Origin of the sequence: Nocardioides sp. NBC_00163, assembly GCF_045206295.1 — a bacterium.
Lineage (GTDB): Bacteria > Actinomycetota > Actinomycetes > Propionibacteriales > Nocardioidaceae > Nocardioides.
On record NZ_CP108155.1, the window covers coordinates 1,557,452 to 1,580,190 of the forward strand.

At 69.5% G+C, this 22,739-nt stretch carries 20 protein-coding genes; 4 read left to right on the plus strand and 16 right to left on the minus strand.

Annotated features, from left to right (window positions below; translation table 11 throughout):
• Nucleotides 1-28: 28 nt before the first annotated feature.
• Complete coding sequence (locus tag OG801_RS07465; protein WP_406034890.1) at nt 29-1,417, minus strand: NAD(P)/FAD-dependent oxidoreductase; 1,389 nt, start codon at nt 1,415-1,417, stop codon at nt 29-31.
• Nucleotides 1,414-3,054: an amidohydrolase gene (locus OG801_RS07470; RefSeq protein ID WP_406034892.1), complete on the minus strand. Its 1,641-nt coding sequence runs from the start codon at nt 3,052-3,054 to the stop codon at nt 1,414-1,416. Before OG801_RS07470 ends, OG801_RS07465 begins: the two co-directional genes overlap by 4 nt.
• Before the next feature lie 142 nt (nt 3,055-3,196).
• On the opposite strand from OG801_RS07470, the gene OG801_RS07475 reads away from it, so the two are divergent.
• The gene (locus OG801_RS07475; protein ID WP_355018925.1) at nt 3,197-3,859 is read left to right on the plus strand and encodes a TetR/AcrR family transcriptional regulator C-terminal domain-containing protein; all 663 of its coding nucleotides are present in this window, start codon (nt 3,197-3,199) and stop codon (nt 3,857-3,859) included.
• Nucleotides 3,860-3,872: 13 nt separating this feature from the next.
• On the opposite strand, the gene OG801_RS07480 is transcribed toward OG801_RS07475, so the two are convergent.
• Genes OG801_RS07480 through OG801_RS07495 form a run of 4 tightly spaced genes read right to left on the minus strand, consistent with a single transcriptional unit; the run spans nt 3,873 to nt 8,582 of the window.
• Nucleotides 3,873-5,165: a hemolysin family protein gene (locus tag OG801_RS07480; protein WP_406034894.1), complete on the minus strand. Its 1,293-nt coding sequence runs from the start codon at nt 5,163-5,165 to the stop codon at nt 3,873-3,875.
• A 58-nt stretch (nt 5,166-5,223) separates the two neighbouring features.
• The gene (locus tag OG801_RS07485; protein WP_406034896.1) at nt 5,224-6,705 is read right to left on the minus strand and encodes a class I adenylate-forming enzyme family protein; all 1,482 of its coding nucleotides are present in this window, start codon (nt 6,703-6,705) and stop codon (nt 5,224-5,226) included.
• 3 nt (nt 6,706-6,708) lie between these two features.
• Nucleotides 6,709-7,608, minus strand: a complete 900-nt coding sequence (locus OG801_RS07490; RefSeq protein ID WP_406034898.1) for an alpha/beta hydrolase — start codon at nt 7,606-7,608, stop codon at nt 6,709-6,711.
• Nucleotides 7,605-8,582 carry an enoyl-CoA hydratase/isomerase family protein gene (locus OG801_RS07495; protein ID WP_406034900.1) on the minus strand — a complete coding sequence of 326 codons (978 nt, stop codon included), beginning with the start codon at nt 8,580-8,582 and terminating at the stop codon, nt 7,605-7,607. Before OG801_RS07495 ends, OG801_RS07490 begins: the two co-directional genes overlap by 4 nt.
• 97 nt (nt 8,583-8,679) lie before the next feature.
• Here OG801_RS07495 and OG801_RS07500 point away from each other — a divergent pair, with 97 nt between their 5' ends.
• Together OG801_RS07500 and OG801_RS07505 are read left to right on the plus strand one after the other, a co-directional pair.
• The gene (locus OG801_RS07500) at nt 8,680-10,278 is read left to right on the plus strand and encodes a GMC oxidoreductase (protein ID WP_406034902.1); all 1,599 of its coding nucleotides are present in this window, start codon (nt 8,680-8,682) and stop codon (nt 10,276-10,278) included.
• A gap of 5 nt (nt 10,279-10,283) precedes the next feature.
• On the plus strand, nt 10,284-10,976 hold the full coding sequence (locus OG801_RS07505; protein WP_406034904.1) for a TetR/AcrR family transcriptional regulator: 693 nt from the start codon (nt 10,284-10,286) through the stop codon (nt 10,974-10,976).
• Nucleotides 10,977-10,989: 13 nt separating this feature from the next.
• On the opposite strand, the gene OG801_RS07510 is transcribed toward OG801_RS07505, so the two are convergent.
• From OG801_RS07510 to OG801_RS07520, 3 genes are read right to left on the minus strand one after another with little or no spacing between them, the layout of a single operon-like run.
• Entirely contained in the window at nt 10,990-11,895 is a 906-nt protein-coding gene (locus OG801_RS07510) for an alpha/beta hydrolase (RefSeq protein WP_406034906.1), read from the minus strand.
• Nucleotides 11,892-12,482, minus strand: coding sequence for a TetR/AcrR family transcriptional regulator (locus OG801_RS07515; protein WP_406034908.1), 591 nt, complete (start codon nt 12,480-12,482; stop codon nt 11,892-11,894). Before OG801_RS07515 ends, OG801_RS07510 begins: the two co-directional genes overlap by 4 nt.
• A 4-nt stretch (nt 12,483-12,486) precedes the next feature.
• Nucleotides 12,487-13,302: an oxidoreductase gene (locus OG801_RS07520; protein ID WP_406034910.1), complete on the minus strand. Its 816-nt coding sequence runs from the start codon at nt 13,300-13,302 to the stop codon at nt 12,487-12,489.
• Between the two features lie 120 nt (nt 13,303-13,422).
• On the opposite strand from OG801_RS07520, the gene OG801_RS07525 reads away from it, so the two are divergent.
• Nucleotides 13,423-14,049, plus strand: coding sequence for a TetR/AcrR family transcriptional regulator (locus tag OG801_RS07525; RefSeq protein WP_406034912.1), 627 nt, complete (start codon nt 13,423-13,425; stop codon nt 14,047-14,049).
• Between the two features lie 41 nt (nt 14,050-14,090).
• Here OG801_RS07525 and OG801_RS07530 read toward each other — a convergent pair whose 3' ends face one another.
• The 7 genes from OG801_RS07530 to OG801_RS07560 are packed head-to-tail and all read right to left on the minus strand — an operon-like array spanning nt 14,091 to nt 22,653.
• Nucleotides 14,091-15,821 carry a CocE/NonD family hydrolase gene (locus tag OG801_RS07530; protein WP_406034914.1) on the minus strand — a complete coding sequence of 577 codons (1,731 nt, stop codon included), beginning with the start codon at nt 15,819-15,821 and terminating at the stop codon, nt 14,091-14,093.
• A 31-nt stretch (nt 15,822-15,852) separates the two neighbouring features.
• Nucleotides 15,853-16,866, minus strand: a complete 1,014-nt coding sequence (locus OG801_RS07535) for an NADPH:quinone oxidoreductase family protein (protein ID WP_406034915.1) — start codon at nt 16,864-16,866, stop codon at nt 15,853-15,855.
• Between the two features lie 30 nt (nt 16,867-16,896).
• The gene (locus tag OG801_RS07540; protein ID WP_406034917.1) at nt 16,897-18,105 is read right to left on the minus strand and encodes an acetyl-CoA C-acetyltransferase; all 1,209 of its coding nucleotides are present in this window, start codon (nt 18,103-18,105) and stop codon (nt 16,897-16,899) included.
• 11 nt (nt 18,106-18,116) lie between these two features.
• Nucleotides 18,117-18,878, minus strand: coding sequence for an SDR family oxidoreductase (locus OG801_RS07545; protein WP_406034919.1), 762 nt, complete (start codon nt 18,876-18,878; stop codon nt 18,117-18,119).
• Entirely contained in the window at nt 18,871-19,668 is a 798-nt protein-coding gene (locus OG801_RS07550) for an enoyl-CoA hydratase/isomerase family protein (protein ID WP_406034921.1), read from the minus strand. The genes OG801_RS07545 and OG801_RS07550 overlap by 8 nt, the downstream gene beginning before the upstream one ends.
• Nucleotides 19,665-21,290 carry an AMP-binding protein gene (locus OG801_RS07555; RefSeq protein WP_406034923.1) on the minus strand — a complete coding sequence of 542 codons (1,626 nt, stop codon included), beginning with the start codon at nt 21,288-21,290 and terminating at the stop codon, nt 19,665-19,667. Before OG801_RS07555 ends, OG801_RS07550 begins: the two co-directional genes overlap by 4 nt.
• A 55-nt stretch (nt 21,291-21,345) precedes the next feature.
• Entirely contained in the window at nt 21,346-22,653 is a 1,308-nt protein-coding gene (locus OG801_RS07560; RefSeq protein ID WP_406034925.1) for an MFS transporter, read from the minus strand.
• Nucleotides 22,654-22,739 lie beyond the last annotated feature (86 nt).

The window sequence follows — 22,739 nt, forward strand, 5'->3', positions numbered from 1 at the left end:
GCTGCATGGGTGGTGTCCGAGATCGGGCTCATGAGTCGAACCCCAGTCCGAGGCGGTCGAGCAGGCGGAGCCAGACATTGCGGTGACCGGCTCGCGCGTCGGCGCGCGCGAGCGACCAGCGGGTCAGCTGGATGCCGATCCACGCGATCGGCTCCGGCGGGAACGGCAGCGGCCGCTTCCGAACGAGGGCGAGCCGGGTGCGCTCGGTGTCCTCCCCAGCCAGCAGGTCGAGCATCACGTCGGCACCGAACCGGGTGGCACCGACACCAAGGCCGGTGAAGCCGAGGGCGTAGGCGACGCGGCCGCCGAACGCCGTGCCGAAGAAGGCGCAGAACCGCGTGCAGGTGTCGATCGCCCCACCCCACCGGTGGCTGAAGCGGACGCCGGCCAGCTGGGGGAAGGTCTCGAAGAACTGCCGGGCGAGGACGTCGAAGGTCTCCTGCCGCTGGTCGTACGACGCCCGGACCCGCCGCCCGTAGTGGTAGACGGCGTCGTAGCCGCCCCAGAGGATCCGGTTGTCCGCGGTCAGGCGGTAGTAGTGGAACTGGTTGCCGCAGTCGGAGAGGCCCTGCCGGTTGCTCCAGCCGATAGACGCGAGCTGCTCGTCGGTGAGCGGCTCGGTCATGAGGACGTAGTCGTAGACCGGGACCGTCGCCAGCCGGAGCCGGCGCAGCAGCGGGCGGTAGGCGTTGGTGCCGAGCGCGACCTGCTGCGCATGGATCGTGCCGTGGTTGGTGTGTACTGCGATCTGCCCGCCGGCCCGGCGGATCCGCTCGACCGGCGTGCCTTCGACGATACGCACACCGAGCCGCTCCGCCGCGGCGGCCAGACCCCAGACCAGACGGGCCGGATCGACGGTCGCGCAGCTGTCCTTGCTCCACAATCCGGCCAGGTACGTCGGCGAGTCGACCTCCGCACGGACGGCGGCCCTGTCTAGGAAGACCGCGCTCTCGCCCTCGGCCTCGGCCCGTAGCTCCTCGACCTCGTGCGGTCGGGTGGCGACGGCGAGCTGCCCGGTCCGGCGGAAGTCGCAGTCGATGCCGTAGCGCCGCAAGGTCACCTCGATGTCGTCGAGGTTGGCCAGGCCGAGCTCCTCGAGCCGGGCGGCCTCGTCGGGCCAACGGGTGCGGCCGTTGGCCTCACCATGGGTCAGGCTCGCCTCACAGAAGCCTCCGTTGCGACCGCTTGCGGCGCCACCGATCCGGTCCGCCTCGACCAGGACGACATCTCGTCCGGGGTCACGCTCCTTGGCTCGAAGCGCCGTCCACAGACCGGAGTAGCCGCCACCGACGACCGCCAGATCGCAGCTCTGGTCGCCGGCCAGTGGCGGTCGGGCCGCCGGTCGGTCCGGGTCGTCGAGCCAGAATGGGAGCGGCTTCGCGGACGCGAGAGCGTCGCGGACGTGGCTCGCCGTCATCGGGCGAACACCCGCTCCCCACCCACGAAGGTCTGCTCGACACGGGTGTCCCAGATGTCCGAGGCCGGACCGTCGAACGGGTCCCGGTCGAGCACCGCCAGGTCGGCCAGGTTGCCGACGGTGATGGTGCCGGTGTCGTCGAGGTGGTTCACGTACGCCGTGCCGGAGGTGTACGCCGCCAACGCGCTGCCGAGGTCGATCCGCTCCTCGGCGTAGAAGACCGGGTGGTCAGTGTCGGGCTCGACCCGGTTCACCGCGACGTGGATGCCGCGGATGGGGTCGGCGCTGCTGACGGGCCAGTCGCTGCCGGCGGCGAGCACGGCGCCACTGCGCAGCAGCGAACCGAACGGGTACTGCCACGCGGAGCGCTCCGGGCCCAGGAACGGGATGGTGAGCTCGTCCATCTGCGGCTCGTGGGCGGCCCACAGCGCCTGGATGTTGGCGGTCACGCCGAGCCTACGAAAGCGGGCGACATCCTCGGGATGCACGATCTGCAGGTGCGCCAGGTGGTGCCGGCCGTCGGTGAAGCCGTTCTTGTCGCGGGCCACCTCGATGGCGTCGAGCGCCTCGCGGACAGCGCGGTCGCCGAGCGCGTGGAAGTGGACCTGGAAGCCGTGCGCGTCGAGCGCGGTGACGTGCTCCTTGAGCGCCTCGGGGTCGACGAACGACAGTCCGCGGTGGTCGCCCGCGTCGCGGCAGCCGCAGCCCGAGCCGTACGGACTGATCATCGCGGCCGTGTGGTTCTCGGCGATGCCGTCCTGCATGATCTTGACGCTCGTGGCCCGGAAACCGCCGCGGGTCATCGCCTCGCGAGCCGCCAGCAGATCCTCGATCTGCTCGGCACCGCGGTCCCGGCTCCACCAGAGCGCGCCGACGACGCGGGCGGTCAGCAGGTCGGCGTCGAGCGCGTCGGCGTACGCCGTCGAGGTGTCGCTGATGACCGGATTGATGCCGATCAACGCGTCCTGCCAGGCGGTGATGCCGAGCGAGTGCAGCATCCCTTGGGCACGCAGCAGGCCGGCGAGCTTCTCCTCACGGGTGGTCTCCGGCACGACGGCGGCAACGAGATGCATCGCGCCCTCCTGCAGCAGGCCGGTGGGGACGCCGTCTGCGTCGCGCTCGATCCGGCCGTCGACCGGATCGGGGGTACGAGGGTCGATGCCGGCGAGCTCGAGCGCACGGCTGTTGGCCAAGCCGCCGTGGTGGTCGCGGTTGGCCAGGTAGACCGGACGGTCGGGGACGATCGCGTCGAGGAAGGCTCGGTCGGGGGCGCCGCCCGGGAAGCTCTCCATAGACCAGCCGCCACCGGTGATCCAGGGCCGGCCGGGGTTCGCGGCGGCATACGACGCGATCCGGCTGCGGTACTCCTCGACATCGACCGTCTCGGTGAGGTCGCACTGCCCGAGCTCGACGCCGGCACCGACGGGATGCACGTGGGCGTCCTGGAAACCCGGGACGAGCATACGGCCACCGAGCTCGACGACCTCGGTGGCGGGACCCACGAGCTCGCGCAGCTCGTCGTGCCCGACCCCGACGATCCGCTCCCCCCGTACGGCGACCGCGGTCGCACGGCTGCGGGCGGTGTTTCCGAGATGGACGGGGCCACCGGCGAACAGAAGATCTGCGTACGTGGTCAAGGGGTTCCTCCAGCGGGCGCGGCCTGCCTCGGTGTGGTCAGGATCACTCGAATCGGTACGCTAGAACCGTGACAACAGTGTTGTCAACGGTGTTGACACCATTGTCGATTCGGTAGGATCGTCCAGACTTGAGGAGGTCACGATGAGTGCCGTCACCCGCCGCTCGAAGGAGCGCGTCGCGCTGGACCGCGAGGCGATCCTCGCGACGGCGACCGAGCTCGCCGCCAACGGAGAGGCGATCACGTTCCGCAGCCTGGGCACCGCCCTCGGCGCTGACCCGACGGCGATCTATCGACGCTTTCGCGACAAGGACGAGCTGATGGCGGCGCTTCTCGACGGCCTGATCGCGGCATCCATGGTCCGCGTCGACCGGGGCGCGTCGTGGCGCGACCAGCTGCGCGACGGTGCCGTGTGCACCATCGACACGTTCAGCGCCCACCCGCAGATCGGCGCCGAGGCCACTGCCATCTCCACCGGAGGTCCCGGGGAGCTCGCGGTGATCGACTGGATCCTGGACCAGCTGGCCCGCGCCGGGCTCGACAAGCAGCAGGTCGTGCGCTGCTACGCCGCGTACTCCAGCTACGTGCTGGCGGCCGCCGCCACCTTGTCCGAACAGCGACTGCAGGAGCTGGCAGGCGTCCCACCCACCAGTTGGGTGGGCGACCTACGAGCCGTGGACCCGGTGCGACACCCGTCGCTCGCCGCGGTGCTCCCCGAGCTCCTCGTGCTCACCCCTCGCGAGGTCTTCCTCGACGGCATCGACGTCCTGCTCGACTCCTTCGAGGCGATCGTCGACCGTCACTGAAGCAGAGCCGTCCTCACTCCGGTGCCGGAGGTGACGCCTCGGGGCGCAGCGCGATCTCGGTGATGCGGTTGCCGTTCCGGGCGGTCACCTCCAGGGTGCCGTCCCGGAGCGCCAGCACCTCACCAACCTGCGGGATGTGCCCCAGCCGAGCGATGAGATAGCCCGCGACGGTCTCGTACGCGCCGTCCTCGAGCTCGATGCCGGTGGTGTCCGCGAAATCCTCGATCGTCATCGCGCCGTCGATCCGGGACAGGTCACCGTGGTCGCGGATGCGGGCCTCACCGTGGTCGTACTCGTCGCGGATGTCGCCGATCATCTCCTCGACGAGATCCTCGAGGGTCACGATGCCGTCGGTGCCGCCGTACTCGTCCACGACCATCGCCAGGTGGGTGCCGCCCTCGCGCATCGTGGCGACCGACGGGATCACCCGCTTGCTCCCGGGCAGCGAGAGCACCGGACGGCAGATGTCCCGGATCGTGCGATCGTCCGTCGCGACGACACCGAGCAGGTCGCGTACGTGCAGGAAACCGAGGATGTCGTCGAAGCCCTCGCCGGTCACCGGGTAGCGGGAGTAGGGCAGGTCACGCACGGTCTCGGCAGCCGCGGGAAGCGGCATCGAGGCGGGCAGGAAGGTGACGTCGCCGCGCGGACGCATCACCTCCCTCAACGTCGTCTCGGTGGTGGCGAACACGTCACGCAGGATCCGGCGCTCGTCCTCCTCGAGGTCCCGGTTGGTGGAGACCATCTCGCGCAGCTCCTCCTCCGAGACCTGCTCGGCCGAGGCCTTGGGGTCACCCCCGAGCAGCCGTACGACGGCGTCGGTGGAGACCGAGAGCAGCCAGATCACCGGCCGCATCACGGTGGCGAACCTGTCCAGCACGGGCGCGACGGCCAGCGAGATGCCGGCGGCCTTCTGCAGCGCCAGCCGCTTCGGCACGAGCTCGCCCAGCACCAGGGAGAGATACGCGATGAACAGGGTCAGCACGATCAGCGCCGTGGTCTCGGCGAGCGCCTCGGTCAGGCCGAGTCGCTCGAGGTAGGGCGCGACGTCGGGAGCGATCGCCGACCCGCCGTAGGCCGCGGAGAGGAAGCCGGCGACGGTCACGCCGATCTGCACCGCGGCCAGGAAGCGGTTGGGGTCGCGGGCCACCTCCGCCACCCGTGCTCCACGTGAGCCTTTGCGTTCGAGCGCGGTCAGCTGGCTCTCACGCAGCGACACCAGCGCCAGCTCGGTCGCAGCGAAGACGCCGCCGACCAGCACGAACACCAGCACCAGCCCGAGGCTGAGAAACGTCTGGCTGTCCATCAGGCCCGCTCACCATCCCATTCGGACATAGGTGAGCGGTAGGAACTTCGAGGCCTCTTCACACGGAGGAATCTACAGGCACGCCCCTCCCCCGCTGGTTGCGAAGGGCCCGTTTGTCGAGCTTGCCCACCGTGTTCTTCGGCAGGGCGTCGAGCACATGGATCGCGGTGGGTCGCTTGTAGCCGCTGAGCTGCTCCCGGCACCTCGACATCAGCGCCTTGACGTCGACCGTCGCGCCCGGGCGGGCCTGGACGAAGGCGACCACGACCTCGCCCCACTTCTCGTCGGGCAGCCCGATCACCGCGACCTCGAGGACGGTCGGGTCGCCGGCGAGGACGTCCTCGATCTCCTTCGGGTAGATGTTCTCGCCACCTCGGATGATCATTTCTTTCGACCGGCCGACGATGGTGAGGTAGCCGTCCTCGTCGACGTGGCCGAGGTCGCCGGTGAAGAGCCAGCCGTCCCTGATCACGGCGGCGGTGTCGTCCGGACGGCCCAGGTATCCGCGCATGACGTTGGCCCCGCGGACATTGACCTCGCCGTTCTCGCCGGGCGGCACCGGCTTCCCGTCCGCGCCGAGGATGCGCAGCTCCTGGCCGGGGAACGGCAGTCCGACGGTTCCCGCCTTGCGCGGTCCGCCGACCGGGTTGATGGTCGAGCCGCAGGTGGCTTCGGAGAGTCCGTAGCCCTCGATGAGCGGGAAGCCGAAGCGGTCCTCGAACCGGGCGAGCAGGTCGGCCGACGCCGGGGCGGCGCCGCAGACCGCGAACCTGACCGAGCTCGTGTCTGGTCGTACGTCATCGGGAAGCGCGGCGAGCATGCTGTAGATCGTGGGCACCGCGGAGAAGAACGTCGGGCGCTCCTTCTCGACGGTGTCGAAGAACGTGTGCGGGTTGAACCGGTCCGCGATGACCACGCTGGCGCCGACGAGGAGCGGGGTGAGGATGCTGACGACGATGCCGTTGACATGGAAGAGCGGCAGGATCAGCAGGCAGCGATCCTCGGGACCGACCTCGAGCGCATCGCGCCCCATGGCGGTCATGGCCTCCAGGTTGGCATGGTCGAGCATCACCCCCTTGGGTACGCCGGTGGTGCCCGAGGTGTAAATGAGCAGCGCCAGGAGCGCACTGTCCACGACCGGCGGCGCGGCCTCCTCCTGCCCCGGCTCCCGGCGCAGGTCGGGGACCGCGAGGGCGAGTACGTCGCCGATCGGGTGAGCGCCGTCTTCGATGATGTGCAGCTTCGCGCCGGAGTCTTCGAGCTGCCGGGCGACCTCGGAGTCGGTCAGGGCCGGGTTGACCGGTGTGATGGTCGCCCCCAGTCGCCATGCGGCGAAGAGCAGTACGACGAACTCGACGCGGTTGGTGAGCTTGAGCGCGACGACGTCCCCGGCACCGATGCCGAGCTCGGCGAGATGTGTCGCGCCGGCACGGACCAGGTCGAGGAGCTCGGCGTTGGTGAGCCGCTGGGACGAGTCGGCGATGGCCGGACCGGACGGGTTGTCGGTGGCGCGCCGGTCGATGATGGTGGAGAACGTCATGGTTCAGGCCTTCAGGTGACGGGTGAGGAACTCGGTCTGGTCGGCGACCACGGTCTCGAACGCTTCGCCGAGGTAGATGTCGAAGTGGCCGGCGTCGTACCGCTTGATCTCGCCGCGAGGCGCCGTGCGCGCGTAGGCGAGCGTCTCTTCAGGCGGCGTGACGGAGTCGTGATCGCAGATGCAGAAGAGGATCGGCATCCGTACGTCCTTGGCGACCTTGCCCGGACGGTGCCGGGTGATCGTGGGCGCGACGCGGGCGGTGACCTCGTTGACGAAGGCGGCGCCCTCAGGGACGAGGGCGAGGTAGCCGGGCAGGGCGTCCGGGGCGGTCATCAGGGCCTTCTCCCCCGGCGCCCCAGCGAGCGTGATGAGCACCGGGTCCCGCTGCAGGGTCGCGGCGACGAGGTCGCGGGCGACGGTGGGCAGCAGCCGCATCGTGCCGACCGGGCCGAGGGCCCGGGCCGACGCGAGGCCGTCGGTGAACGGGCACTGGGACACCGCCGCGCGCAGCTCGGGGTGGCGGGAGGCGACGACGATGGCATGACCGCCGCCGAACGAGCTTCCCCAGACCGCGACGCGAGAGCCGTCGACGTCGGAGCGCCCTTTGACGTGGGCGATGGCGGCGTCCCAGTCGGCCAGCTGCCGATTGATCGACAGCAGCTGCCGGGGCTGGCCGGTGGAGTCACCGAAGTGGCGATAGGTGAACGCCAGCGCCGCGATCCCGGCCTGGGCGAATCGCTCGGCGAACGCGTCCAGGCGCATCTCTCGGGTGGCACCCAGGCCGTGTCCCAGGATCACGACCGGAGGGTTGGTGACGCCGTCGGGCAGGAAGAGCCAGGCGGCACAGGTGTCGCCGGCCGAGTCGAAGCTGACATCGTGGCGGGTGACGGTGTGGCCGATCATCGCCGGGCTCCCCTGTTCGCGGCACCGGCACCACGGGTCGTGCCCGCCTGGAGTACTTCCTCGAACACCCCGGGCTGGTACAGCGGCAGCTCGCCGGCCGCCTCAGTGTTGGCCATGTAGTCGAGCATCAGCTCCTGGCCGATGTCGGAGAGCGCGGTGGCGAGGAACTCGGAGCGCTCGATGTGCAGCCCCGCCTCCAGGTCCGCAGAGCCGCCGAAGTAGACCGATCGCTTGATCGCCGCCCGCGACGCCTTCGGCCGCGACCCCAGGCGCTCGGCGAGCTCGATCGCTCGGTCGAGCACCTGGTCCGGCGCCACGACGTCGTCCACCGCGCCGATCTCCAGCGCTTGCGCAGGTGTGAACGGCTCGCCGGACAGGATCGCCAGCAGCGCCTTGTGGTTGCCCACCAGCCGCGGAAGCCGCTGGCTGCCACCGCCGCCGGGCATGATCCCGAGCAGGACCTCCGGCTGACCGATGACGTAGTCCCCCTCGGCCATGACCCGCAGGTCGTTGGCCCAGCTGAACTCGGCTCCGAGACCGAGCGCCGACCCGTTCAGGGCCGCGACGAAGACGACGCCGCTGCGGTTCATCTTCAGGAACGTCTGGTGCACCCGCTCCAGCTGGACCGCCGGCCACAGCGGTGTCTTGCCGAACGCCGCCTTCAGCCCGCCTGCCCGGTTCACCCCGCGCGCCGTGTGGGCGAGGGCGGAGGCGCCCCGGACGCCGACCGACGGGACGGTGGCTCCGCCCTCCTGGAGCCAGCGCACCTCGGCGTGCGAGACGAAGCGGTCCGGGTGGGTGCCGGTGAACACGACAGCCTGGATCGCCGGATCACCGTCCGCGCGGTCGACGAGGGTGTCGAGCTGCTCGGCGATGTCGTTGCCGAACAGGCCCAGCGGACCGCCATCGACGCGAGCGACCAGCACCGCGCCGCGGTCCTCGATCTCGAGGTTGCCTCGTACTTCTTCTGTCATGACCGGTCTCCGTTGCGATGCGGTGAGGGCGTTCGTGCGACGCTTGTCACACGACAATAACGAAGTTATCCTGATGTCACAACCCGGAGGAGCCACCTTGAACAGCACCACCCATCCCCCGCTGGACCATGACTGGGTCGTCGTCGGGTCGGGCTTCGGCGGCAGCGTCGCCGCCCTGCGCCTGGCCGAGAAGGGCCACCGGGTCGCGGTCCTCGAGCGCGGCCGCGCATACGCCGACGAGGAGCTGCCCGCATCGGCATCCGACAGCCGCCGCTTCGTCTGGGCGCCGAAGGTCGGGCTGCACGGGATCATGCGCAACGTGCTCTTCCGCCACGTGTTCAGCTCCACCCAGACCGGGGTCGGTGGCGGAAGCCTCGTGTACGGCGGCGTCCTGTTCCGCCCGCACGACAACTTCTTCGCCGACCCGCAATGGCCGCGGCCGGCCCGCTGGGGGGAGGTCCTCGAGCCTCACTACGCCACGGCGGAGCGGATGCTCGGCGCGAGCACGACGCCGTGGGAGTCGGTGACAAGCGGACTGACCCGTGAGGTCGCCGAACGGTTCGGCGGCAGCTTCTCGGCGGCGCCGGTCGGGGTCTTCTTCGGCGAGCCGGGCGTCACTGTGCCGGATCCCTACTTCGGCGGCGAGGGCCCGGACCGCACCGGCTGCACCCGCTGCGGGCAGTGCATGACCGGGTGCCGTACCGGTGCCGCCAACCGGCTCACCAAGAACTACCTCTGGTTCGCGCAGAAGCACGGCGCCCGGGTCTTCGCGGAGCGCGAGGTGGTCGACGTGACTCCGCTCGGGGCGGCCGATGGGAGCGACGGCTACCGGATCACCACCCGCGGTTCCGGAGGCCGGGGCGGGCGCCGCACGAGCATCACCACGCGCGGGGTCGTGTTCGCCGCCGGCGCGGTCGGCACCAACGCCCTCCTCGCGGACTGCAAGCACCGTGGGACACTTCCCGCGCTCAGCGACCGCCTCGGCCACCTCGCGCGTACGAACAGCGAGGCCGTGCTCTCCGTCCTGCTCCCCGAGGACGTCGGCACCTGGCGCGACGTCACCGCGAGCAGCCGGGTGGTCCTCGACGGCGACACCCAGATCGAGTTCCTCACCTATGGGCCGCGAGGCGACTTCATGCGCCTGATGTTCACGGTCCTGGTGGGCGAGGGCCGGGGCGTACGGCGCCTGTCGGCCTGGCTACGCACCGTGGTGCGCCACCCACGCCGCTGGTTCTCGACGATGCGATCGGGCTGGTCGGCACGCACCTTGATGATGCTGGTCATGCAGCCGCGAGACAACGCGATCCGGTTCGTCGCGCGGAGGCGACTCCTGGGGAGGGGATATCGGCTCACCACCGGGCGCGACACCGAACGGCCCGCGCCGACGTACATCGACGCAGGCCACCGGGTCGCGAAGTGGCTGGCCCAACGCACCGGAGGCGTCGCGCAGAGCAGCGTCTTCGAGGTGTTCGGCAACCGGCCGATGACCGCCCACGTGCTCGGCGGCGCCGTGGTCGGCGCGAGCCCGGCGACCGGAGTCGTCGACGCCGACCTTCAGGTGTTCGGCTACCGGAACATGGTCGTCTGCGACGCCGCCGCCCTGCCGGCCAACCCCGGTGTCAACCCAGCGCTGACGATCACGGCGCTGGCCGAGCACGCCATGTCGCACATCCCCGACGCCGGTTTGGGACGATGACGACCATGTCGAGAGATTCCACGGTGACGGACGGCCCCTCCAACGGGATCCCGGAGCGACTGATCGCCGCCGCCGTCACGATGCTCGCCGAGGAGGGCCCCTCTGCCATCAAGGCCAGGACGGTCGCCGCGAAGGCCGGCATGTCGAGCATGGTCGTCTACAACTACTTCGGCGGCGTCCCGGAGCTGCTCGGTGCCGTGGTGGACCACGGCTTCGACCAGCTGGGCGAGGCGTTCGCTCAGGTCGGTGCCAGCGAGGACGCCATCGCCGACCTGTTCACAATGGCGCTGACCACGCTCTCCTACGCACAGGCCAACCCACACCTGTACGACGCGATGTTCGGCCTCTCCACCCGGGCCACCTACCGGCCCACCCCGGCCAAGGGCGAACGGCGAGCCGGCCACTCCCCCGCGTTCAACGCCGCCTACGCCCACGTGGTCGAGGCGGCCACGCGGCTGAGCACCAACGGCGACCTCACCATCGAGAATCCGAGAGCGGCCGCCGGGGCGATGTGGAGCTACGTCCACGGCTACATCACCCTCGACCTGGCCAACCACTTCGTCGAGTTCGCCGACCCGGTGCGCGAGGTGCTGGTCCCGATGGGCGTCACGTTCTGCGTGGGACTCGGGGCCGACCCCGCCTCCGCCCTCGCCTCGCACGAGACCGCACTCCGGCGAGCCTGGCACCCAGGGCCCTGACCCGCAGGATCCGTCAGCCTCCGTTGAGCGCTTCGTCCAGCGCTGCGATCTGGGCCTTGACGAAGGCTCGGGAGACGGGAGGCTTGGCTTCGATGGAGTCGAAGTTGTGGTACGCGCCCGGGACCACGTGCAGCGTGCAGTCGACTCCGGCCTCCTGCAGGCGCCGGGCGTAGGCGACGTCCTCGTCGTGGAAGAGATCGTTGGTGCCGACGCCGATCCATGCGGGCGGCAGCCCGGAGAGGTCTTCGTAGCGGGCCGGCGCGGCCAGCGGGGAGACCTCGCCGCCCGATGCGCCGAGGTAGGCACTCCAGCCGAACCGGTTGCTGGCCGGGCTCCAGATGCGTAGGCGCCGCGGGTCGATGTCGGTTCGGGTCGTCGTCCTGTCGTCGAGCATCGGGTAGGACATCAGCTGCAGGACCGGACGGATCTCGCCGCGTTCCTGCGCCAGCAGCGTCAGCGCGGCGGCCAGGCCGCCGCCGGCGCTCTGCCCGCCGATGGCGATGCGTGCCGGGTCGATGTCGGGCTGGCGGGCGAGCCACTGCAGCGCGGTGTAGCAGTCCTCCAACGGCGTCGGGAACGGGTGCTCGGGAGCGAGCCGGTATTCGACCGAGACGACGACGATGCCCAGATCATCGGCGACCCGGCGGCAGAACGCGCGGTCCTGCCCCGCGTCGCCGAGCACCATTCCGCCGCCATGGATCCACAGCAGCGCCGGCGTCCGGGGCCGAGCCGTTGCCGGCCGGAAGACATGCACCGACACGTTGTCGTCCACGGCGACGACCTGCGCGTCGGGCCGCCGGGCACGAGCGGAGAGCTTGGTGAGGCGACGGAGCGTCGGCAACGTACGAGCCGTGATGATCGTGCGCGGAAGGAACCGCGCGACCCGCAGCTGCGGATGGAAGGGCTGCTCGCGGGTCATCGGCCGACCTCGGCGTCCAGCAGGGACAACGCATTACGGAGACCCTGCTCGAGGAGGTCGTCGGACAGCTGCCGGTCGGCCAGCGCGCGAGAGAGCTGGAGCGTCCCGGCCATCAGGCCGAGGAGGCTCAGCGCCTTCACCCGTGCCAAGGGCGGGTCGTCGGGTGCCATCCGGGCAGCGAGGCCGTCGATGACGACCAGCACGCCTTCGGTGTACGCCTGCCTGGTCGCCTCATGGCTGCGCGCGATCTCGTCGAGGAGGGCGGCGTTGGGGCAGCCGTCGACCGGGTTGTCCCGATGCTCGGCCGACAGGTACCAGCGCACGATCTGCTCCAGGCCGGCCCGGCCCGGCTCCGCCTGCTCGACGATGTTGGCGTGCAGCGTGTGCAGCTGGTCGGTGATCGCCTCCGCGACGAGGCTGTCCTTGGACTCGAAGTGGCGGTAGAACGCGCCGTTGGTCAGGCCCGCGTCCTTCATCAGCGTCGCGACCCCGGAGCCGTCGATGCCGTCACGCTTGAGCCGTCGACCGGCGGTCGCGATGATCCGCTGCCGCGTCTCCTGCTTGTGTTCTTCGGTGTAGCGCACCATCGTCTCAGCTCGGCATCCGGTTGAACTTGCGGATGACGCGGTCGAAGCTGCGCGCCGGGGCGATGCGGTGCACCGCGTTGATGGTCCGGGCGGTCGAGCCGGCCGTACGCCGCAGCTTCGGGTTGCGGTCGGTGGCCGCCCCGACGATCACCTTGGCGACGACGGCGGGGTCGTCGCCGCTGCTGAGGTTCTTCGTGATCAGCTCGTCGTAGTTGCGCCGTCCGGCCGCGTAGAGCGGCATGGGGGTGTCGGCTTCGACGCTGTGTCCCGCGAACGGGGTGTTGATCGGGCCGGGCTCGACGAGAAGGACCCGGACGCCGTACTCGCGCACCTCGTGGTCCAGCGACTGGGAGTAGCCCTCGACCGCGTGCTTGGTCGCCACGTAGACGGTCATGAACGGGCTGGGGACGAATCCGCTGAGGGAGGAGACGTTGATGATGCGCCCGCTGCGCTGAACGCGCATGTGGGGCAGGACCGCCTTGGTCATCCGCATGACTCCGTAGACGTTGATGTCGAAGATGTCCTGCGTCTGGCCGATTGAGAACTCCTCGCCCGCACCGGTCGACCCGACGCCGGCGTTGTTGACGAGGACGTCGATGCGCCCGAACCGCTCGATGACCTGCTCCACCGCCGAGGCGACCGACTCGTCGCTGGTCACGTCGAGGTCGAGGTACGTCACCCCGGCGGGCGCGGTGAGTCGCGCGGTGTTGCGGCTGGTGCCGATCACTCGGAAGCCCGCCGCGACCAGCGCGATCGCTGTGGCCTTGCCGATGCCTGAGGATGCGCCCGTCACGAGCGCGACCTGCGGAGTCGTTGTCATCATGGGTTCCTGACGTTTGGGATTATGTTCATACGACAATAGCACATGGGATGACGATCGTATTCCCAAACATCCGGGCCTGTGCCCGACTGGACGCGCGGCTGACGGCACAATGGCGGTGTGAGCCACGACTACCTGCCCCCTGAGGCCCTCGAGCGTCCTGCTGGTCGGCGCAAGGTCGACGAGCAGCGTCGCTCTGATCTCCTGGCGCAGATCGAGGCGATCCTGCTCGAGGAGGGCTTCGCCAAGCTCAGCATGGACGAGCTGGCCACGCGGCTGCGTTGCTCCAAGTCGACGCTGTACGGCGTGGGCGGGTCGAAGAACGATCTGGTCTCGCTGGTGGTCAAGCGGTTCTTCGAGTCCGCGACGGCGCGGATCGAGGAGGAGACCGCGGCCGAGAGCGACCACCGCCGCAAGATCAAGGTTTATCTCCACGGCGTCGGCCGGGAGATGGGGCGGCACTCGGCCGCCTTCTACGACGACATGGTCACCTACCGCGCGGCGGCCGACATCTATGCGTTGAACTCCGCCGCTGCCGCACGCCGGGTGCACGAGATGATCGACGACGGCGTACGCGCCGGTCAGTTCCGCGGCGTCGACGCGGCCCTGGCCTCCGAGCTCGTGGTGCTCGCGATCGACGGGGTCCGCTCGGGGCGCCTGCTGCGACGTACCGGTCTGACCGCCGGCCAGGCGTTCGCCGAGATCGGCGACATCATGCTGGACGGCCTCCAGTACCAGTCGGAGTAGTCCTGTGCGCCTGCCCGCGGGCAGGCGCACAGGGACCGTGCTCAGCGCTCGATGATCGGCAGCACCAGGCGGCTGGGGCGCGCGCCACCGTGGTGGATGGTGTTGTCGGCGACCGCCATGTCCTCCAGTGCCTCGGAGGAGATCACTCCGCCGGTGTTGGAGTTGCGGTCGTAGTGGGGGAAGTTGCTGCTGGAGATGTCCAGGCGGATCCGGTGACCGGGGAGGAACACGTTGGAGGTCACCGACATCGGCACGGTGACCTCGTAGACCTCGCCAGGCGTCATGAGCTCCGGCTGGGAGAGGCTGTTGCGGTAGCGCAACCGCAGGATGCCGTCGCACAGGTTGATCGCGCGGCCGTCGGGGAAGACGTCGACGAGCTTGGCGGTGATGTCGGTGTCCACCGCGGTGGAGGAGACGAACACCTTGAGCTCGACGAACCCGGTGACCTCGACCGGCTCGGTCAGGACCGGGCCGGTGTAACAGAGAACGTCGTCGCGACCGTCGACGGCGATCTGGTCGACCGGACCGACCAGTCCCGGCAGAGACGGGAGCAACGCACCGCCCGCGGTCGGGACCGGGTCACGCGGGTCGTACCGGAACCCGTCGCTCCCCTCGGCGCTCGGCACCTCTCGAGTGAGCGTGCCGTCCCCGTTGCTCGTGTTGGCCGAGCCGTCGCTGGTCAGGTGGTAGTCGACGTACTGGGTGTCGGGCAGCGGGAAGTCTTCCTCCTCGCGCCACTGGTCGATGCCCATCACAAACAGACGAACCCGCGGTGCCGGGGCTTCGGGAGCGCGCCCGCGGAGGGTCTGGTCGAAGAAGACGACGTGCGTCTCGCTGAGGTCGCCGGCAGCCATGAGACCGAAGTAGCGGTCGGGGTACTGTCCGGTCAGGTTGGTGTGATCCCAGGGACCGACCACCAGCCGTGACTCCTCGCGGGCTCGTGGCGAGCCGCCCTCGGTGCGGACGCGTACGTAGTCGGCCACGCTCTCAGCGACGTAGAGGTCGTACCACCCGGCGATGTTGAGCGACGGGACAGTCACTGATCCTGCCGCCCCTGACCAGTCCTGTGATGCCCAGTACTCGTCGTGATCGGGGTGAGCGAGCCAGTCGTCGAACCAGCGGCCCTTGCCATGCACCGGCAGGTCGGCAACGGGTGTGGCCTCGTTGGGCGACAGGGGGTCCATCAGCGCCGCCCCGAGACGCATCAGTGCCGAGGGGTCCGAGGTCTCACCGCTCTGCAGGGATCGTTGTTCCTCGGCGGCGTACATGACGGCGTTCCACCAGGTCACCAGGCTCAGCGACAGGGCTCCGCCCTGCGAGTACCACAGGCCCGTGTACCAGTTCAGCGAGGTCACGGTGGGTGCGATGGCGCCCAGGCCCGGGGTGTCGGTGGTGGCCAGGGCCCATTGGGTCATGCCCATGTAGGAGGCGCCGTAGGTGCCGATGGTTCCGTCGCTCCAGCCCTGCTCGAGGATCCAGGCGGCGGCATCTTGGCCGTCTTCGATCTCGTTGGCCTTGGGGGTGAAGGAACCGTCGGAGGTGTAAGTGCCTCGGACATCCTGCCAGACCACCGCGTAGCCGGCGTTCAGGAGCGCGATCACGGACGGGATCGTGTTGTTGGCTCCACCGCTGAAAAGGGTGAATTCCTTGCTGTACGGCGTACGCATCAGAAGGGTGGGAGCCTGGCCTTCCGACGGTCGCCAGACGTCGGCGTGCAGGATCATGCCGTCTCGGGTCTTCATGGGGACGTTGCGCTCGTAGACATGATTCATCGGACTCTCCTTTGAGATTTCATTGAACTTCTTAATGTGACCCGAGGGAACGGATGGACTGAGTGGCTGGGGTTGGGCTGGGTTCTCGTACGCGCACGATCAGTCGGCCGATCGCCCGGCGTTCGTCCATGGCGCGGAGCGCGGAGGCGGTCTCCTCGAGGCTGAAGATCGCCCCGATCGGAGGATCGATGGCTCCGGACCGGATCAGTGGCATCAGCTCGTTCCACTGCCGTTTGGCGTACCCGGGGTCGAGGTGCCAGAACTCCTCGGAGGCCGCGCCCATGACGGTGGTGTTGGTGAGGAGGAGCCGGTTGACCTTGACGGTCGGGATCTCGCGACCGGTGAAGCCGATCACGATCAGACGTCCCTCGGGCGCAAGCGTGCGCAGCGAGTCGGTGAAGCGGTCTCCGCCGACGGGATCGACGACGACATCGACGCCCCGACCGTCGGTGAGCCGGGAGACCTGGTCGCGGAATCCAGCGACCTCAACGACCTCGTGGGCGCCGGCGGCGCGGGCGATGTCGCCCTTCTCCGGGGTCGAGACGACCGCGATCACCCGGGCTCCGTACGCGGCAGCGAGCTGACACGCTGCGGTTCCCACCCCACCGGCGGCTCCCTGCACCAGGACCGTCTCGCCGGCGACGAGGCGGGCACGGCGCATGAGTGCGAAGTGTCCGGTCAGGTAGTTCAGCGGCAGTGCCGCTCCCTTGTCGAACCCGACGTCGTCGGGCAGCGGGAAGACCATCTCCGAGCTCACCGCGACGGTCTCGGCGAAGCCTCCGATGACCGGCATCGCAGCGACCCGATCGCCGGCGCGGAACCCGCCGGAGTCCTCGCGGACCGCACCGGCCACCTCCCAGCCCGGCGTGAACGGCAGCTCCGGACGCAGCTGGTATCCGCCGCGGGTCTGCAGGACGTCGGGGAAGACCACGCCTGCGGAGTGGACGTCGATCCGCACCTGCCCGGCCGCCGGTTCCGGTTCGGGCTGGTCACGGATCACGACGCCGTCAGGGCCGTTGAGGGCGGTGATGATTGCTGCTCGCACGGGAGCCTCCTCGGGATCGGGATGTGGGGTTCATTCGCCCGAGGTCCTAGGCACCCGCAGGATCAGCGCGTCTCCTTGGCCACCGCCGCCGCACAGTGCGGCCGCGCCGAGGCCGCCGCCGCGGCGTCGGAGCTCGAGGGCGAGATGGAGCACGATGCGGGTGCCGGAGCAGCCGAGCGGGTGGCCGATCGCGATCGCGCCGCCGTTGACGTTGACCTTCTCCTCCGGGAGGCCGAGGGCACGCATGGACTCGATGCCGACGGCGGCGAAGGCCTCGTTGAACTCGACGAGGTCGAGTTCGGCGGCGGCGATGCCCTCCTTGTCCAGGGCCTTGGCGGTGGCGTTGGCCGGTTGCAGCTGGAGGGTGGAGTCGGGGCCGGCGACCATGCCGTGGGCACCGATCTCGGCGAGCCAGTCCAGGCCGAGCTCTTCGGCCTTGGACCTGGCCATCACGACGACGGCGGCGGCACCGTCGGAGATCGGTGAGGCCGATCCCGCGGTGATCGTTCCGGTGCGGGAGAAGGACGGACGGAGCTTGGCGAGCGTCTCGGTCGTGGTGTCCTCGCGTACGCCTTCGTCGGCGGTCACGACGACCGGGTCGCCCTTCCGCTGCGCGATGGCGACGGGGACGATCTCGTCGTCGAAGAGGCCGTTCTTCCGTGCCGTGGCGGCGCGTTGGTGGGAGCGGGCGGCGAAGGCGTCCTGCTCTGCTCGGGTGACGGCCAGCTCGCGATCGGCGTTGACCGCTTCGGTCAGACTGCCCATCGCCTGCGCGGTGGCCTGGTCGTAGAGCCCGTCGTAGGCCATGTGGTCGACGAGGGTCATGTCGCCGAACTTGCTGCCTTCTCTGCTTCCTGGCAGCAGCCGCGGAGCGTTGGTCATCGACTCCATGCCGCCGGCGACGATGATCTCGGCCTCGCCGGCGCGGATCATCTGGTCGGCGGTCGCGATGGCGTTGAGGCCGGAGAGGCAGACCTTGTTGATGGTGATCGAGGGGACGTTGCCCGGGATCCCGGCGTTGAGTCCGGCGGTTCGCGCCGGGTTCTGGCCGGCGCCGGCCTGGAGTACGTGGCCCATGATCAGGTAGTCGACCTGCTCCGGCGCGACGCGTGCCTTCTCCAGGGCGCCCTTGATGGCGATGCCCCCGAGGTCGGTGGCGGTGAGGGTTCGCAGGCCGCCGAGGAGCTTGCCGATCGGCGTACGGGCGCCCGCGACGATGACGGTCGGCTCGGTTGACATTCGGGGAGTGTTCATCGGATCGAGGATCCGATCCCGATGCCGCCGTCGACGTCGAGCACGACGCCGGTGATGTAGCGGGCCTCCGGTGATCCCAGGAAGGCGGCGGCTGCGGCGATGTCTTCGGGTTCGCCGGGGTGCTTGAGGGGGACCTTGCCGATCAGCAGGTCGCGGGCGGGGCCGTTCATCGAGGCGAGCATCGGGGTCTGGATCAGGCCGGGTGCGATCGCGTTGGCGGTGATCCCGTGGCGCGCGCCCTCGAGGGCGATGGTGCGGGTGAGACCGACGATGCCGGCCTTGGCCGCGACGTAGTTGGCCTGGCCGAAGTTGCCCCGCCAGCTCATCGAGGAGAACGAGATGATCCGGCCATAGCTGCGGCTCTTCATGTGCGGCATGGCCGCTTGGATGCAGAGGAAGGAGCCGGTCAGGCTCACGTCGATGACGGCATGCCAGTCCTCGACCGAGATCTTCTCGACGCGGTTGTCGCGGATGATCCCGGCGTTGTTGACGAGGACGTCGACGCGCCCGTCGCTCTCGGCGACGCCGTCGATCCAGCCGGTGACGGCCACGGGGTCGGTGACGTCCACGACGTGCGGCACCGGCGGGATCGGCGCGTCCGCGGCGACCTTTCCGGCTGCCTCCTGGACGGCGTCCGCGTTGACGTCGGCGAGATGGACGCGGGCGCCTTCGGCGGCGAATCGGTGGACCATCGCCAGGCCGAGCCCCTGGGCTCCGCCGGTGACGAGGACGGTCTGGTCTGTGAACCGGTCAGGCAACGGTTCGCTCCTTCTTGGAGGTCGACCGCGGTGTGGAGCGGCCGAGGAAACGGATGAGGTCGGTGGCCACGTCGGAGCCGTTCCAGTGCTCCTCGAACATGTCGAGCTCCCGCGTCAGCGCCGCCGCGGTCGTCGTGGGGTCGTTGACGATGAGTCGCTTGTAGCGGTGCTGGGCGCCGGCTGGGCGGCTCGTCAGGATGGTGGCCATGGTGTGGGCGGACTCGAGCAGTACGTCGGGAGCGACGACCTCGTGCAGCCACCCCGTCCTGCGCGCGAGGTCATCGGCGGGCATGAGCTCGCCCGTCAGGGCCAGCCATGCGGCCGTGCCGGCACCGAGCTTCGGGGGCATCCTCACGCTGGCTCCTCCCCCGGCGATCAGGTTGTTCTTCACATGCCCATCGCCGATCCGGGTGCCGGCCGCGGCGATGACCAGGTCGCACGCCAGCGCGATCTCGAGACCCCCGGCGACGGCGAACCCGTGGAGCGCGGCGATGAAGACGATCGGGCTGGCCTCCATCGCGAGCGTGAGGTCGCAGATCTCGCGCAGATGCGGACGAGGCGACTCACCGCTCTGGGCACATTCGAGCAGGTACGCCAGGTCGGCTCCCGCACAGAACCCCGCCCCCGCACCAGTGAGGATCACGACCCGGACCCCGTCGTCCTCCGCCCGGGAGACCTGCTCGGTCAGCGCACTCACCAGGGCCGGGTCCAGGGCGTTGCGGGACTCGGGCCGGTTCAGCGTCCAGGTCTCGACGTCACCGGTCCGAGTCGTCAGAAGGACGTCGGTCACCGGGTGCCACCGACCTCGGCGAGCTGCTTGCGCAGCACCGCGCGCTGCACCTTGCCGCTCGGTGTCTTGGGCAGCTCCGCGACGAACTCGATCTGGCGGGGATAGGCGTGGGCGGCGTACTCCTTCTTCACCCAGTCCTGGAGCTCCTTCACCAACACATCGGAGCCCTCGACCCCCGGGCTGAGGACGACGTACGCCTTGATGATCTCGCCCCGCATCTCGTCCGGCGCGGCCACGACCGCGCACTCCGCCACGGCCGGGTGCGTGCCCAGTGCGCTCTCGACGTCGAACGGGCCGATCCGGTAACCGGCCATCAGGATCACGTCGTCGTCGCGGGAGGAGAAGTGGATCAGACCGCTGCTGTCGATCGTGATCAGATCGCCGCTGAGGTAGAACTCACCATCGGCACTGAACCGGTCACCGCGATGACCACGATCCTGGCCGTACCCGGTGAAGGTGAAGAACGGACTCTCCGCGATACGCACCGCCAGCCGCCCCACCTCGCCAGGCCCGGCAGGTACGTCCTCATCCAGCCTGAGCGCGGTCAGGGACCACCCGGGGAAACTGCGGCCCATCGCCGCCGGCTCGACCCGAGTAGCCGCATGCGGGTGGTGGGCGAAGCCCGCGGGCATACCCAGCTCGGTCTGACCGAAGTGGTCGTGGATCTCCAGCCCCCACTGCTGCTGCGCCCAGGCGAACACATCCGGGGTCAGCGGCTCACCAGCACTGGACAGCCGCCTCAACGCCGGAAGCTCCGCCCGCGTCTTCGCACCCCGCAGACCCCGGAAGATCGTAGGCGCCGCCGCCAGATCGGTGACCTCGTACCTCTCCAGGATCCGCCACGTGGTCTCGGCATCGAACTTCGCCGTGCTCACGATGTTCGGAACACCCACGCACATCGGCGCGACCACCCCGGCATACAGACCATAAGCCCAGCCCGGGTCGGCGGCGTTCCAGTAGACCGAGCTCTCATCGACGCCCAGCCCGATCTCGAGATAGGCCTGCCAACCAGCCACGTACGCGAGCGGGTGGATGACCGTCTTCGGCTTGCCCGTCGTGCCCGAGGTGAACATGTGCGTCAGCTCCACCTCGGGCCCGGCAGGTGCCGGCTCGCTCCACAGCGGCGCGGCCGCCGCGGCCGCCGACAGATCGGTGCCGCCCGACGGGGGCGCGGCACCGTCGCTGAGCCCGGCCACCAGCCTGGCCCGGTCCCCAGGCAGCTTCCCGAACTGGTCGCTGTCTGTGACCACCACACGTACGCCACCCTGATCCAGGCGGTCAGCCACCGCCGATGCCGCGAAAGCCGTGAACAGCGGCATGTAGACCGCACCCACGCGCCAGATCCCGAGGATCACCGCAGGCAGATCCACGTCCTTGCCCATCAGCGTCGCCACCCGGTCACCAGCACTCACGCCATGTTCGCTCAGCACAGACGCGATCCGCCGCGACCGGTCGGCGAGCTCGCCGAAGGTCAACGACACCCCCGCCAGGTCCGCGTCGATGAACCTGAACGCGACCGCATCGTGCGGATGGCGGTCGCACATCAGCTCGGGCGCACTCGCGGTCGGCGAGGTGAATGCGCGGAGGATCTCTCCGACTCGGTCATCGGGATACGTACTCATGGGTTCTCTCCTGGGTTGATCGGTACAAAGAGCAGGTTCAGGGGGCGGCGGGGCGCTAGGCGCCCGCTACCGGAGTGGCCACGTTGTTTGGTCTGGTCCGACTGTTGCTGGTGAGGCCGAGACCGACAGCGGACAGGAGCACCAGGCACGCCAGGTAGATGAAGTACGTGTCGGCGCGCCCCTGGCCGGCCAGCCAGGTCAGCAGGAACGGTGCGGTACCACCGAAGATCGCGGTCGCCAGGTTGTAGGGGGCGCCTACTCCCATCGCACGCATCCGGCTCGGGAACAGGTCGGTCATGATCACGGCCAGCACCGAGAAGATGCATGCGGTCAAAGTGAGGAACGCCAGGTCGACGGCGAGGCTGACGTACCAGCGCTCGGAGAGCGCCAGGCTCAGCGGGTAGATCGCGACGCCGCCACCGATGGCGAACACGAAGCCGAGCGGACGCCGGCCGATGCGGTCGGAGAGCATCCCGAATGTCGGGAGAAGCACCATGAAGATGACCAGGGCGACCGTGTGCAGGCCGAAGGTCGTCGCCGGTGCCAGCCCGACGGAGTTGATCAGGTGGGTCGGCATGTAGCTGACGAACGTGTAGAAGGCAGTGGCCGCTCCCGCCATCAGCAGGATCACCCGCAGCGTCTCCCGGGGAAACTCCGAGAGCAGGGTGCCGAGCCCGGCGGGTCGTGCCGCGGCGGTGCCGTCGACGACGGCATCGCTCGTCTCGACCATGGCGCGCCGGACCCACAGGGAGAGCAGCCCGGCCGCACCGCCGACCAGGAACGGGATCCGCCATCCCCACTCCCCCATCGCCTCCGCGGCGAGGAGCCGGGTGAGCACGAAGCCGGTGAGGCTCGCCAGGACCATGCCCAGCACGACGGTCGTGTACCACAGGCTGCTGTAGAGACCCTTGCGATGCTCCGGCGCGATCTCCGACAGGTACGCCATCGCCCCGCCGGCCTCACCACCGGCGGCAAAGCCCTGCAGCATCCGGGCCAGCACCAGCACGATCGGAGCCACGATCCCCACCGAGGCGTACGTCGGCGAGATGCCGATCACGAAAGCCGGCACGGTCATCAGAACGATGGTGAGAAGCAGGACCTTACGCCGCCCCTGCCGGTCGGCGTAAGCGCCGATCAGCCAACCCCCGAGCGGACGGACGAAGAATCCGACAGCGAACACGGCGAACGTCGACAGCAGCGAAGCCGTGGGATCAGCGGACGGGAAGAACAGCGGCGAGAAGTAGACGGCGAACGTCGCGTAGATGGTGAAGTCGAACCACTCGACGATGTTGCCCACGGCGGCTGCCAGCAAGGGCCGCAGGCGGGACCGCGACCCGGTCACAAGGGGGGATGTTGCCGACACAGCGCACTCCTGGGTACGAATGAGGAAACTTACGTACCGTGACTGTAGTCACAACATCTCAGAGATGGAAGGGGTACGCAGGGACC